This is a genomic window from Roseburia sp. AM16-25, from assembly GCF_003473825.1.
GTDB lineage: Bacteria > Bacillota > Clostridia > Lachnospirales > Lachnospiraceae > Pararoseburia > Pararoseburia lenta.
In genome coordinates this window covers 690179-704591 of the sequence record NZ_QUCW01000002.1, presented here as the reverse complement: position 1 = coordinate 704591, position 14413 = coordinate 690179, and the positions used below count along the sequence as shown (strand labels likewise).

13 protein-coding genes are annotated in these 14413 nt (G+C 45.2%); 12 read left to right on the top strand and 1 reads right to left on the bottom strand.

Features of this window, described 5'->3' with window-relative positions; all coding sequences use genetic code 11:
* Positions 1–83: 83 nt before the first annotated feature.
* The 3 genes from DW183_RS07320 (at position 84) to DW183_RS07310 (ending at position 2985) form a co-directional block, all read left to right on the top strand.
* Positions 84–845 (top strand): hypothetical protein, encoded by a 762-nt coding sequence (locus tag DW183_RS07320; protein WP_118281323.1) that lies wholly within the window; start codon positions 84–86, stop codon positions 843–845.
* 216 nt (positions 846–1061) lie between these two features.
* The gene (locus DW183_RS07315; protein ID WP_118281322.1) at positions 1062–1775 is read left to right on the top strand and encodes an IMP cyclohydrolase; all 714 of its coding nucleotides are present in this window, start codon (positions 1062–1064) and stop codon (positions 1773–1775) included.
* 31 nt (positions 1776–1806) lie between these two features.
* A complete protein-coding gene (locus DW183_RS07310) occupies positions 1807–2985 on the top strand; it encodes a phosphoribosylaminoimidazolecarboxamide formyltransferase (protein ID WP_118281321.1) in 1179 nt (392 codons plus the stop codon).
* A gap of 52 nt (positions 2986–3037) precedes the next feature.
* Here the strand turns inward: DW183_RS07310 and DW183_RS07305 are convergent, their stop codons facing one another.
* Complete coding sequence (locus DW183_RS07305) at positions 3038–4279, bottom strand: nucleotidyltransferase (protein ID WP_158573035.1); 1242 nt, start codon at positions 4277–4279, stop codon at positions 3038–3040.
* 210 nt (positions 4280–4489) lie between these two features.
* Here DW183_RS07305 and DW183_RS07300 point away from each other — a divergent pair, with 210 nt between their 5' ends.
* The 9 genes from DW183_RS07300 to ilvA all read left to right on the top strand — a co-directional run bounded on the left by DW183_RS07300 (position 4490) and on the right by ilvA (position 14385).
* Entirely contained in the window at positions 4490–5686 is a 1197-nt protein-coding gene (locus DW183_RS07300) for an acetate kinase (protein ID WP_118281319.1), read from the top strand.
* 74 nt (positions 5687–5760) lie between these two features.
* Complete coding sequence (locus tag DW183_RS07295) at positions 5761–6285, top strand: YceD family protein (RefSeq protein ID WP_118281318.1); 525 nt, start codon at positions 5761–5763, stop codon at positions 6283–6285.
* Between the two features lie 6 nt (positions 6286–6291).
* Complete coding sequence (rpmF, locus tag DW183_RS07290) at positions 6292–6471, top strand: 50S ribosomal protein L32 (RefSeq protein ID WP_118281317.1); 180 nt, start codon at positions 6292–6294, stop codon at positions 6469–6471.
* A 139-nt stretch (positions 6472–6610) separates the two neighbouring features.
* On the top strand, positions 6611–7630 hold the full coding sequence (plsX, locus tag DW183_RS07285) for a phosphate acyltransferase PlsX (protein ID WP_118281316.1): 1020 nt from the start codon (positions 6611–6613) through the stop codon (positions 7628–7630).
* A 15-nt stretch (positions 7631–7645) separates the two neighbouring features.
* Positions 7646–7876 (top strand): acyl carrier protein, encoded by a 231-nt coding sequence (gene acpP, locus DW183_RS07280; protein WP_118281315.1) that lies wholly within the window; start codon positions 7646–7648, stop codon positions 7874–7876.
* Positions 7877–7942: 66 nt separating this feature from the next.
* Complete coding sequence (gene rnc, locus DW183_RS07275; RefSeq protein ID WP_118281314.1) at positions 7943–8641, top strand: ribonuclease III; 699 nt, start codon at positions 7943–7945, stop codon at positions 8639–8641.
* 19 nt (positions 8642–8660) lie between these two features.
* Positions 8661–12221 (top strand): chromosome segregation protein SMC, encoded by a 3561-nt coding sequence (gene smc / locus DW183_RS07270; RefSeq protein ID WP_118281313.1) that lies wholly within the window; start codon positions 8661–8663, stop codon positions 12219–12221.
* Positions 12222–12232: 11 nt separating this feature from the next.
* Entirely contained in the window at positions 12233–13162 is a 930-nt protein-coding gene (gene ftsY, locus DW183_RS07265) for a signal recognition particle-docking protein FtsY (RefSeq protein ID WP_118281312.1), read from the top strand.
* Between the two features lie 11 nt (positions 13163–13173).
* Positions 13174–14385, top strand: a complete 1212-nt coding sequence (gene ilvA, locus DW183_RS07260; protein ID WP_118281311.1) for a threonine ammonia-lyase — start codon at positions 13174–13176, stop codon at positions 14383–14385.
* Positions 14386–14413 lie beyond the last annotated feature (28 nt).

Sequence of the window (14413 nt, the reverse complement as noted above, 5' to 3'; positions counted from 1 at the left end):
TATGAAAGCAAGCCTTTTTGCCGAAAATAAGTATATAAGTAAGTAACGTACATGGATGTTTTTTTATCAAAGGAGTGATGAAAATGGGACTTACCGTATCAGGATATGATTCTTCCAGTATCAGCACATTGTTCTCCAGTTTGAACAGTTCGAGCAGCAGTGGTGGATCATCTCTTTCCTCTATGACCAGTCTTTTAGGGGAATACAATAGTATCCAATCAGGATCTTATTTCAAACTGCTTCGCTCTTATTACACACCAAAGAACGGAACAGATACAACGACAACGACCGATAAGGACAAGTTACAGACGACGGACAAGCAGATGGCAGAGTGGAAAAGCGATGCTACCGAACTGTCGGATGCGGCGAATACACTTTTGAAAAAGGGAACCGATTCCTTATTCAGCAAGGTTGAACAAAAGGATGCGGATGGCAAGACCACCTATGGTTATGATACAGACAAGATTTACTCAGAGGTCAAGAAGTTTGCTGATGCCTACAATGACATGATCGATAGTGGCGACGGTGCCAGTCTTTCCGGTGTACGCTCTGCGGTATCTGGCATGGAGGGATTGACTTCTGCCAATTCTTCTATCTTAAAGAGCATTGGTATCAGTGTAGGCAGCAATGGGCATTTGTCTGTGGATGAGGCGACTTTTAAAAAGTCAGATATGACGGTTGCCAAGTCTTTATTCCAGACATCCGGCGGCTATGGCTATCAGATTTCTGCAAAGGCTTCTATGGTCAGAAGTAGTGTACTTTCACAGGCTTCCGGCGGTTCTTATACCAGAACGGGTGCCATTTCCATGAATGACCTTATGTCGACCTATAGTTCTTATATTTAATATGATTGATGATAGAGCCGGACTCCGGAAGGGGACTGGCTCTATTTTTTATGTAATAGGAAATTCCACTGATACTTATAAATGAAAGGCGTGTGATAAGATAGACTAATCAATCACATTAGGAAAAGCGCATAGTAAAAAACGGCGCGATACGTTATAATCATCTTATGTAACAAGCCATATAGCATAGACTAGAAAATTTTAGGAGGTTATTTCATGGAAATGTTATCATTAGAAGCGGAATTACAGTCAAATGCCTACCCGGGCAGAGGTATCGTGATCGGTAAGACACCGGATGGCACGAAGGCAGTGACCGCCTATTTTATCATGGGCAGAAGTGAGAACAGCCGTAATCGTGTATTTGTAGAGGACGGAGAGGGCATTCGCACACAGGCATTTGATCCATCCAAGTTGAGTGATCCAAGCCTGATCATCTATGCGCCTGTCCGCGTGCTTGGCAACAAGACCATCGTTACCAATGGCGACCAGACAGATACGATCTATGAACTCATGGACAAGCAGATGACATTTGAGCAGTCCCTGCGTACCAGAGAGTTTGAGCCGGACGGACCAAACTACACTCCTAGAATTTCAGGTATCATGCATATCAAGGACGGAAAATACAATTACGCCATGTCTATTTTAAAGAGTAACAATGGCAATCCGGATGCCTGTAATCGTTATACCTTTGCCTATGAAAATCCGGTCGCAGGCGAGGGACATTTTATCCATACTTACAAGTGTGACGGCAATCCACTTCCGAGTTTTGAAGGAGAGCCGAAACTGGTTGCCATCGAAGACGATATGGATGCTTTTGCAGACAAGATCTGGAAGTCTTTAAATGAGGACAATAAAGTTTCTCTGTTTGTTCGTTATATCGATATTGCAACAGGAAAATATGAGTCAAAGATCATCAACAAGAACAAGTAGATAGTATTGATTATATAAAGGGGACGAAAATATGCAGGAATTAGAATTAAAATATGGATGCAATCCAAACCAGAAACCATCACGTATCTATATGGAAGAGGGCGAACTGCCGATCAAGGTGCTTTGCGGTAAGCCGGGATATATCAATTTCTTGGATGCTTTTAATGGCTGGCAGTTAGTTAGAGAATTAAAGCGTGCAACAGGTCTTGCTGCAGCAACATCTTTTAAACATGTTTCTCCGGCGGGCGCAGCCGTAGGACTGCCGCTTTCTGACGTAGAGCGAAAAATCTACTGGGTAGACGATATGGATATGGAATTTACCCCGCTTGCCAATGCCTATGCCAGAGCCAGAGGGGCTGACCGTATGTCATCTTTCGGTGATTTTATTTCATTGTCCGATGTATGTGACAAGGCAACCGCACTTTTGATCAAGCGAGAGGTGTCTGACGGTGTCATCGCACCGGGCTATACGGATGAGGCGTTGGAGATCTTAAAGCAAAAGAAAAAGGGCAATTATAATGTGATCGAGATCGACCCGGATTATGAGCCAAAGAAGATCGAGAGAAAAGAAGTCTTTGGCGTTACGTTTGAGCAGGGAAGAAATGAACTGGTCATTGATGACGATTTCTTCTCCAATATCGTGACCGAAAATAAGGAACTTCCGGAGCAGGCAAAGATCGATCTGGCACTTGCCATGATCACTTTGAAATACACTCAGTCCAACTCTGTATGCTACGCAAAGGACGGACAGGCAATCGGTATCGGAGCCGGTCAGCAGTCACGTATCCACTGCACACGTCTGGCAGGAAGCAAGGCAGATAACTGGTGGCTGCGCCAGTCTCCACAGGTGCTGGGACTGCAATTTGTAGACGGTATCCGTCGTGCAGATAGAGATAATGCCATTGATCTGTATATCGGCGAGGATTATATGGATGTGCTTGCGGATGGCGAATGGGAAAAGATCTTTAAGGTAAAACCGGAGGTCTTTACCAGAGAAGAAAAGAGAGCATGGCTGGATAAGAACACAGGCGTTGCTTTAGGATCCGACGCCTTCTTCCCATTTGGGGATAATATCGAAAGAGCCCATAAGAGTGGTGTGGCATATGTTGCACAGCCGGGCGGATCTATCCGCGATGATCATGTGATCGCAACCTGTAACAAATATGGTATGACGATGGCGTTTACCGGCATCCGTCTTTTCCATCACTAATCAGAAATTTTCCAGTGGGGACGTTCCTTTTGCCATAAGGAGTGTCCCCTTTTTATGAAAACTTTCTGGTATATTCGTTTGGAAAAAACTGTCCGGTCTTATTGGAAAGCATCATGCGATAAACATCCGATGCAAAGATGTCCTTATCCAAAAGGTGCATGGCCTCCGGTGAGAGGAGTCCCTTGGCATTCTGGGGGCTTGTGATTAGAGGAACAGTTCCGTTTTTTTTGATCTGTTTTAATAAAGGACGACCATTATCTGAAAAACCTAAGATGCGTAGATATGGCGCCAGTTCTTTTGCATCGAGAGGGCAAGTATCGTTTGGCAGGAGCATATCCTGCTTTTTTATATCCAAAAGAATATGGCATAAAACGCGGGAGATCCTGCTATAGGCAAGATCTTTGGATTTTAACAGTTGACAGAAAGAATGAAAACTTGCAAATAAATGTCGATTCTGCAAGATTTTATTCGAAATATCAAAATTAGAATCGGCGATCTCTGTAAAGTCCTGCGTTTCCGTCAATGCATAGTGCAACAGAAGCGAAGTGTCATCTGCAAAAAGAAATTGTCCGTCATGGATCAATTCTTTCACAGAAGCATGCAAGGCTTCCGGAATCTGGTCTAAAAGCAGGGCAAGTTCCTGGTCGCTCATCTGCGGATGGTCTGCCAGAAAATGCCGGAGGCCGGAGGCAGATGCCATGTCCTCATCCAGAGAGGTTTCGTGATAGCCGGCACCCTGTCTTTGCAGACAAAGGGGTGTCATGGAAGAATCTAAGCGGGAGAGAGCCCCTAGATATTCTATGGCTAAGATATTGTTGGGCTGGGCTAAGATCTCGGCATAGGCAGGATTTTCTATGGCTTTTGCGCGGGCAGCGGCATAGGAGGATCCCTCCTGCAAAGCCTGGCGCAGGAGCGCCTGATAGGCAGGGGATTCTTCAGATATCCTGTCTGCAATATTTTTTAAAGCCGCAAGATCAGGACATTCGCTGCCGAATAAGAGGGTATCCACCAGCCCTGCATTTTGCAAAAGAGCCACACCGCCGGTAGCAAAGACCTGGGCACTGGCGGTCGCATAGACGACCGGAAGTTCCAAGACCAGGTCGGCACCGCAGGCAAGGGCATGGCCTGCCCGGCTGTACTTGTCAAAAAGTGCCGGCGTGCCACGCTGGGTAAAAGGACCGCTCATAGCAACGATCACATAGTCTGCGCCGAGCCTTTCTTTGGCATAGCGGATCTGGTATGCATGTCCTTTATGGAATGGATTGTATTCTGCAATGATGCCTACGACTTTCATGTATGGTCTCCTTGAAGATAAGTGCAATATTGATATTAAAACGATAGCATAAAGGCGATCGGGCGACAAGCGACAAATCATATTCTGCCATGCAGATTGAACTTAAATAAATCCATACTGGTATCTTGTACCAAAAAATATTTGATAGTATAATAGATTTAAGTTTGGGCTTGTCCCAAGAAAAGGAAATAAGAAATGGAGAGATAAACGATGAATATTTTAGTTATCAACTGTGGAAGTTCTTCTTTGAAGTATCAGCTCATTGATTCTGAAAGCGAATCTGTACTTGCAAAGGGACTTTGTGAACGTATCGGTATTGACGGCAGACTTGTATATCAGAAGACCGGTCTGGATAAGGAGATCACTGAGACAGATATGCCAACACATAAGCAGGCAATCCAACTTGTGATCGAGGCACTTATCAACGACAAGACAGGCGCGATCAAGAGCCTGGAGGAGATTGATGCCGTTGGACACCGTGTCGTACATGGCGGAGAAAAGTTCGCATCTTCCGTTGTACTTACCGATGAAGTATTAAAGACCATCGAAGAGTGTAATGATCTTGCACCGCTGCATAATCCGGCAAACCTGATCGGTATCAATGCCTGCAAGGAACTGATGCCAAACGTACCTATGGTAGGTGTTTTTGATACTGCTTTCCATCAGACCATGCCGAGAAAGGCTTATCTGTACGGACTTCCATATGAATATTATGAGAAGTATGCAGTAAGACGTTATGGTTTCCACGGAACCAGCCATAGTTTCGTATCTAAGAGATGTGCAGAGTACTTAGACATGGATCTGAAAAATTCCAAGATCATCGTAGCACACCTTGGAAACGGCGCATCTATCAGTGCTGTTTTAAACGGCGAGTGTGTAGACACTTCCATGGGACTGACCCCGCTTGAAGGTCTTGTCATGGGAACCCGTTCTGGTGATATTGATCCGGCAATCATGGAGTTCATCGCAAAGAAAGAAAACTTAAACATCGAAGAGATGGTTACTGTATTAAATAAGAAGTCCGGTCTTTCCGGTATGACAAAGGGCGGATCCAGCGACTTCCGTGATCTGCAGGCTGAGATCAAGGCTGGCAACCAGTTGGCAGCAGACGCTGTTGAAGTATTCTGTTATCGTGTAGCAAAATACATCGGTTCTTATGTAGCAGCCATGAATGGTGTGGATGCCATCGCATTTACCGCCGGTATCGGTGAAAATGTTGCACTTGTCCGCCGCAAGGTATGCGAATACTTAGGTTATCTTGGTATCGCTATTGATGAGGAGACCAACCTTAAGACTTTCGGTGATGAAGTTACCTTATCTACACCGGACAGCAAGGTTAAGGTATGCGTGATCCCTACCAACGAAGAACTTGCTATTGCAAGAGAAACGGTAGCACTTGTAAAATAAGAAATAGGGCGAAAAAGTTGTTGACAAGCGCCTGACATCTATGTATAATAGTTTGAGTGTGAATAGGAGAGACTATGAAGTTTGATATTTTAGATGTCATTTCTACAGCCGATAAGAAACGGGAGATACCTGTTACAACAGAGATGTCAGAAGTTTCTGTGAGCGGAGGAAGATTTCCTATTACCGACATTAAGCCATTCAGTATATGTCTGACAAATGATAACAATAAGCAATTATTGATTTCAGGTGACACTACTCTGGATGTGGTAGTTCCGTGTGATCGATGTCTGTCGGATGTCGATGTTACACTCCAGATTGCCATTGATCGCAAGGTTATGCTTGCAGATGGTCATGTGCAATTTGCAGAGGACGAGGAAAATACCTTTCTGGAGGAACATGAGTTAGATGTTGACAGACTGATTTATGACGAAATCTTGGTGAACTGGCCGACAAAAGTCTTGTGTAAGGATGATTGCAAGGGTATTTGCCCGGTGTGTGGTCAGAATTTGAACCAGCAGGACTGCGGATGTGATCGTCAGGTAATAGATCCAAGAATGGCAAAGTTCCAAGATATCTTTAATGAATTTAAGGAGGTGTGACCCGATATGTCAATTTGTCCAAAGAATAAGTCTTCTAAGGGTAGAAGAGATAAGAGAAGAGCAAACTGGAAGATGACAGCTCCTACATTAGTAAAATGTAGCAAGTGTGGAGAGTTAATGGTTCCACATAGAGTTTGTAAGAACTGCGGTTCCTACAATAAGAAAGAGATCATCGCTCAGGACTAAGATGAAACAGGAGGCTTTCCAATTTCGGAAAGCCTTATTTTTTTGCTCTTTTTCTGGGGAGATTTGGTGTTGATTTATAGGTACACTTATAGTATATTTTTCTTATGATGCATTTTTATGCATAGGAGGAAGGCGTATCATGGATAATATAAAAGTCGTAGCAGTAGATGCTATGGGTGGTGATAACGCGCCGGTAGAGATCGTCAAGGGATGTGTAGAGGCAGTCAAGGAGCGGGAAGACATCAAAGTCCTTTTGGTGGGGCTTGCAGATGTGGTTCAGGCAGAACTGACCAAATACACCTATCCGACAGACCGCATCGAGGTCGTGCCGGCAAGTCAGGTTATCGAGACAGCAGAACCACCGGTTATGGCAATACGCAAAAAGAAAGATTCATCGATCGTTGTGGCATTAAAACTGGTCAAGGAAGGCAAGGCGGATGGCTTTGTTTCCGCAGGCAGTTCGGGGGCGGTCTTAGTGGGCGGACAAGTGATCGTTGGTAAGATCAAGGGCGTAGAACGTGCACCTTTGGCACCATTGATACCGACCAAGAAAGGCGTATCGCTTCTGATCGATTGTGGAGCCAATGTGGATGCGAGATCTTCCCATCTGGTACAGTTTGCGCGTATGGGATCGATCTACATGGAGCATGTCGTAGGTATCCCGAATCCGAAAGTTGCCATTGTCAATATTGGCGCTGAGGAAGAAAAAGGAAATGCTTTAGTCAAGGAGACCTATCCTTTATTAAAAGAATGTAAGGACATCAATTTTATAGGAAGTATTGAGGCGAGAGATATTCCGTCGGGACAGGCGGATGTCATTGTCTGTGAGGCATTTGTGGGCAATGTGATCTTGAAATTATACGAGGGACTCAGTTCGACACTGATCGGTGTTATAAAGACAGGTTTGATGAGTACCTTAAGGAGCAAGATCGGAGCGGCACTGGCTTTGCCGGCTTTGAAGAACACCTTGAAGGCATTTGATGCATCCGCATATGGCGGAGCACCGCTTTTGGGTTTGAAGGGGCTGGTCGTTAAGACCCACGGCAGTTCCAAAGCAAAAGAGATCAAAAATTCAATTATTCAATGTGTGTCCTTTAAAGAACAGGATATTAGTGGTAAAATACAAGCAAACATTTGCGTGGGAGATAAGACAGAATAGAGGAGGTAATTCGAGATGGAATTAGAAATGCTGAGAAAGGTCATTGCCGAGGTCTTGAATGTAGATCAGGCAGAGATCACAATGGATACCACATTTGTGGATGATCTTGGAGCAGATTCACTTGATGTTTTCCAGATTATTATGGGAATTGAAGAAGAACTTGACATTGAAGTGAATGTAGAAGAGGCTGAAAAGATCGTGACCGTTGGCGATGCTGTAGAATTGATCAAAAAGACGGTTGGTTAATCGAACAGAATGTTAGATGACAAAAGCCCTTGGTTCAAGGGCTTTTGCTCTGTTAAGGAGAAAAAAGTGAAGACAATCAAAGAGTTTCAGGAAGTAATAGGATATGAGTTTGAAAACGAAAGTTTATTGCGCCAGGCACTGACCCACAGTTCTTATGCGAATGAAAAGCATATGAAAAAGTTATCCGACAACGAACGGTTGGAATTTTTGGGCGATGCTGTGCTTGAGGCTGTTTCCAGTGAATTTTTGTTTTTGAATTACAGGGATCTGCCGGAAGGAGATCTTACGAGACTTCGTGCAAGTATGGTCTGTGAACCGACTCTTGCCTATTGTACCAAAGAGATCGATCTGGGATCTTATATCTATCTGGGCAAAGGAGAGGACATGACAGGGGGCAGGAGCCGCAAATCGGTCTTGTCAGATGCCTTGGAGGCAGTGATCGGTGCTATCTTTTTGGATGGCGGTTTTGACGCTGCCAAAGCCTTTGTGCTCCGTTATATCATGACGGATATTGAGCACAAGCGCATGTTTTATGACAGCAAGACCATTTTACAGGAAGTGTGTCAGGCAAAGTTCCACCAGAATGTGACCTATCATCTTCTGGGAGAGAGCGGACCGGATCACGCCAAAGTATTCCATGTGGATGTGACGGTGGGAGATCACAAATTGGGCGACGGCAGCGGCGGTACGAAAAAGGCAGCCGAGCAGGAAGCCGCTTATCATGGACTCTTGTATTTAAAGCAGCAGGAGAGTCAGAACAAATAGAAAGTTTTTGGGGAAGAATATGTATTTAAAAAGCATTGAAATGTACGGATTCAAGTCCTTCGCAAATAAGATCGTATTTGATTTTCATAACGGCATCACCGGCATTGTAGGACCGAATGGCAGTGGAAAGAGTAATGTTTCCGATGCGGTCCGCTGGGTACTTGGTGAACAAAGTGCCAAGCAGTTGCGTGGTGCGAGCATGCAGGACGTTATCTTTGCAGGAACAGAGAACCGTAAGCCGCTCAGTTACGCTTATGTAGCGATCACGATGGACAACTCGGATCATCTGCTTCCGATTGATTATGAGGAAGTGACGATTGCCAGACGTGTCTACCGTTCGGGTGAGAGTGAATATCTGCTCAACGGTTCGCCTTGCCGTCTGAAAGATGTCAATGAACTTTTCTATGATACCGGTATCGGTAAGGAAGGTTATTCCATCATTGGTCAGGGACAGATCGAGAGGATCCTGAGTGGCAAGCCGGAGGAACGCCGTGAACTTTTTGACGAGGCGGTCGGCATTGTTAAGTTTAAAAAGCGCAAAGCCGCAACAGTCAAAAAACTGGAACATGAGCGGGAAAATCTGGTGCGTGTCAATGATATTTTATCCGAATTGGAGCGTCAGGTAGGACCCTTGGAGCGTCAGGCAGAGAATGCCAAACTTTTCTTAAAGAAAAAAGAGGAGTTAAAGACCTTAGAAGTCAATATGTTTTTGCTTGAGATTCAAGATATGAACCGTCGTCTTTCCGAGATCGAGAAAAATTATCAGATCGCCGAAACGCAGATGACGGAAAATAAGGACAAGCAGGAAAAGATCAAAGACCAGTATGCATCTCTGGAAGAAGGATTAAATGCCATGGATGAGCAGATTCAGGGTATCCGTGAGGAACAGAGCAATACAACGCTTATGAAGGGCAAACTGGAAAACCAGATCCGCATTTTGGAAGAACAGATCCGTTTCGCGGAGAGTGCTGATGAGAATCTTTCGGAAAGAAAGGGTGCCTTAGAGGCGGAAAAGAAAGAATATATCCGTCAAAAAGATGCCTACGAGACTGAAAAAGCCCAGTTGCAGGAGCAGTTGGAAGAAGTAGAAAGACGTCTTGCTTCTGTGCGTAAGTTCAATGATGACTTGCAGGCAGACATCAAGAAATACACGGATGGAATCGAGCAGAACAATCAGGCTATGATGGAACTTTTAAATAGCAAGGGAACCATCCAATCCAAAGAGCAGCGTCTGGATACCATGTTGGAGCAGATCAATATCCGCAAGGCACAACTCAACCAGCGCCTCTTACAGCGTAAGACAGAGGAAGAAGATCTGAATGAAAGACTAAAGTGTTGCCAGAAGGAATATGAAGACGCCAAGTCTGCCTTAGATGCCAGCAAGCATAAGGAAGAAGAATGCGGACATAAGGCGGTTGAGTGGAAGAACAAGCGCAGGGAAGCCCAGAACCGTCTGACAAGCAGTCAGGATGACTATAATAAATTATCTTCCAAGTTGGAGGCTTTAAAGAATATTGCCGAGCGCTATGACGGCTACGGCAACAGTATCCGCAAGGTCATGGAGCAAAAGGACAGCAATCCGGGCATCATTGGTGTTGTTTCCGATCTGATCCATGTAGAGAAAAAGTATGAGATTGCCATTGAGACGGCACTTAGCGGTAATATCCAAAATATCGTGACCAAGGATGAGGCAACCGCCAAAAAGATGATCACTTATCTGAAAGAAAATCGTCTGGGACGTGCGACTTTCCTGCCACTGACCAGCGTTTCCGGCAAGGGCTTTGCCAAGGATAAGAGCATTTTATCCGATACGGGTGTGCTGGGGCTTGCCAACGAATTGGTGGAGGCAGATGCAGAGTATGCCAATGTTCTTTCTTATCTGTTGGGACGTGTGATCGTGGTCGATACGGTCGATCATGGTATCGCATTGGCAAAGAAGAATCATTATTCTTTACATATCGTTACACTCGAAGGCGAGTATTTCAGTCCGGGCGGATCTCTTTCCGGTGGACGTTTCAAGAACAACAGCAATCTCTTAGGAAGAAACCGTGAGATTGATGATCTGGAAAAGAAACTGGCATCCCTGCGGGATGAAAAAAAGGCAGCAAAGGACCGCATCGCAGAGATTGAGACCGCACAGGCGCTCTTGGAGGCAGACCGCGAAGAAAACCGCAGCGAGATGGAGAAAAATGCACTTGCCTGCAACACGGCGCAGATCCATTTGCAGCGTGTGCAGGAGCAGAAGTCCGAAAGCCAGAATGCTTTCTCCAGTCTGAATACCGAGAGCGAGGAGATGGAGCGTCAGTTGCGTGACATCGCTGCCGGCAAGAAAGAGATCGAGCGCGAGCGTAGCGAAGCTGCCCAAAAGGAACAATCCTTAAAAGAGCAGACCGAGGAATATCAGAAACTTTTGGATGAAAAGACCTATATGGAGACATCGGCAGCCCGCAATGTTTCCGAGGCACAGATCGAAGAAGCCAGTGCCAGACAAAAAGTTACTTTTGTCATGGAAAACTGCCAGCGTGTCGCAAGCGAGATCGAGAAGAAGGAAGCCGATATCGTTCGTCTGGTAGAAGAAGCCCAAAATGGCAAGGAAGATGCCAATAAAAAACGCGGCGATATTGAAGAAATCAAAAAGACCATGATCGCCAGCGATGACAACTTCGCAACACTGGAAAAACGTCTGAAAGAAGCCTTGGAACAAAAGGATGCTATGAACCAGGAATACAAGGGATTTTTCGGACAGAGAGAAGAGATCGCAGACCGCATTTCTGCTTTGGATAAAGAAATCTACCGCTTGAATTCACAGCGTGAAAAGTTGGAAGAAGCCATCAATTATCAGAACACCTATATGTGGGAAGAATATGAACTGACCCAGCGTGGGGCAGAAAAACTCCGCGATCCGGAATATGATAATTTGGATGAGATGCGAAGGGCAACATCCGGTGTCAAGGATGAGATCCGTCGCATGGGAAATGTTAATGTCAATGCGATCGAGGAATATAAGGAAGTATCGGAACGATACAATTTCTTAAAGGGACAGCATGACGATCTGGTTGAGGCAGAACAGACTTTGATGGGTATTATCGACGATCTGGACGAGGGTATGCGCAAACAGTTCACGGAGGGTTTTGCCGATATCCAAAGAGAGTTTGATAAGGCATTTAAAGAACTCTTTGGCGGAGGCAAGGGTACACTGGAATTGGTCGAGGGTGAGGATATCCTTGAGACTGGCATCCGTATCATCGCACAACCGCCAGGCAAGAAACTGCAGAATATGATGCAGTTATCCGGTGGAGAGAAGTCACTGACGGCGATCGCGCTTCTTTTTGCCATCCAGAACTTAAAACCGTCACCATTCTGTCTCTTGGACGAGATCGAGGCGGCACTGGATGACTCGAATGTAGGACGTTTTGCAAATTATTTACATAAGTTGACGAAGAACACGCAGTTTATTATCATTACTCATAGAAGAGGTACGATGAATGCGGCAGACAGACTCTATGGTATTACCATGCAGGAAAAGGGTGTATCTGCACTGGTATCCGTCAACCTGATCGAAAATGATTTGGATGCATAAGGAGAGAAAAAATGGCAGAAGGCGGATTTTTCAAACGATTACTGGCAGGACTTACAAAGACCAGAGATAATTTTGTCAAAAACATGGACTATATTTTCCGGGGCTTTACCAATATTGATGATGAGTTTTATGAGGAACTCGAAGAGATCCTGATCATGGGTGATATTGGTGTTACCACAACGGAAAATATCTTAGAAGATTTAAAGCGCAAGGTCAAAGAACAAAAGATCAAAGAGCCGGGAGAGTGTAAGGAACTGCTTATAGAGAGCATCCGACAGCAGATGGATATCGGTGAGGCGGCATATGAATTTGAAAACCGTACCTCGGTCGTTTTGGTGGTCGGTGTCAATGGTGTGGGCAAGACGACCACGATCGGTAAATTGGCAGCCAAGTTGCGCGCACAGAATAAAAAGGTTCTTCTGGCAGCAGCGGACACTTTCCGTGCGGCGGCAGGTCAGCAGTTGAAAGAATGGGCAAACCGTTCCCAGGTGGATATGATCGGCGGACAAGAAGGCTCTGATCCGGCCTCCGTTGTCTATGATGCTGTATCTGCGGCAAAGGCAAGAGGGTGTGATGTGCTCCTGATCGATACCGCAGGCAGACTTCATAATAAGAAAAATCTCATGGAAGAACTGCGGAAGATCAACAATATCGTTGACCGCGAGTTCCCGGAGGCTTATCGGGAGACTTTGGTTGTCTTAGATGGTACGACCGGACAAAATGCGCTCAATCAGGCAAAGGAGTTTTCGGAGGTCACTGATCTAAGCGGTATCGTGCTTACCAAGTTGGACGGTACAGCCAAGGGTGGTATCGCGGTGGCGATCCAGGCAGAACTTGGCATACCGGTCAAGTATATCGGTGTCGGTGAGTCGATTGAGGATTTAGAGAAGTTTAATGCAGAAGAATTTGTGAATGCATTGTTTTATACAGAAGAACAGTAAAGGAGAAAAAGATGTTGACATTAGACAAGTTTGAAGAAGCAAGTAAGATCGTCAGCGAAGTTACTTTGGAGACAAAGTTGATCTACAGTGATTTTCTGAGTGAAAAGTGTGGTAACAGCATTTATCTGAAACCGGAAAATATGCAGTTGACCGGGGCTTATAAGGTAAGAGGCGCTTATTATAAGATCAGCACACTGACAGCAGAGGAAAGAAAGAAGGGACTGATCACAGCGTCCGCAGGTAACCATGCGCAGGGTGTTGCATATGCCGCAAAGAAATTTGGAGCAAAGGCAACGATCGTTATGCCGACCACAACACCGCTCATCAAGGTAAACCGTACCAAGAATTTAGGGGCAGAAGTTGTCCTTTATGGCGATGTCTATGATGAGGCATGCGCAAAGGCTTACGAACTGGCAGATGAGCATGGATATACCTTTATCCATCCTTTTGACGATCTGGCAGTTGCAACAGGACAGGGTACGATCGCTATGGAGATTTTTAAGGAGTTACCGCTGGTAGAATATATCCTGGTTCCGATCGGTGGCGGCGGACTTGCTACCGGTGTATCAACACTGGCAAAACTTTTAAATCCAAAGATCAAGGTGATCGGTGTAGAGCCGGCAGGGGCAAATTGCATGCAGGCATCCATCAAAAACGGAAAAGTTACAACCCTTCCGACGGTCAATACGATCGCAGATGGTACAGCTGTAAAGACACCGGGAAGCAATATTTTCCCATATATCCAGAAAAATTTGGATGATATCATCACAGTTGAGGATGATGAACTGATCGCAGCCTTTCTGGATATGGTAGAAAACCATAAGATGGTCGTAGAAAATTCCGGACTGCTTACCGTGGCAGCCTTAAACAAATTAAATGTCAAAGGCAAGCGTGTGGTTTCTATCCTTAGTGGCGGTAATATGGATGTCATCACCATGTCATCTGTCGTTCAGCAGGGCTTGATCTTTAGAGACCGTATCTTTACTGTATCCGTACTGCTTCCGGACAAGCCGGGAGAACTTGCAAGAGTCGCAGAGACGATCGCAGGGGTACAGGGCAATGTCATCAAATTGGAGCATAACCAGTTTGTAACGACCAACCGTAACGCAGCCGTAGAACTTCGCATCACCTTGGAGGCATTTGGCACAGATCATAAGAACCAGATTTTAGATGCCCTTGAAAAGGGCGATTATCAGCCAAAGATTGTGAGAACGAGTTTGTAAGAGCAAAATATAAAAAGTACAAGCAGGT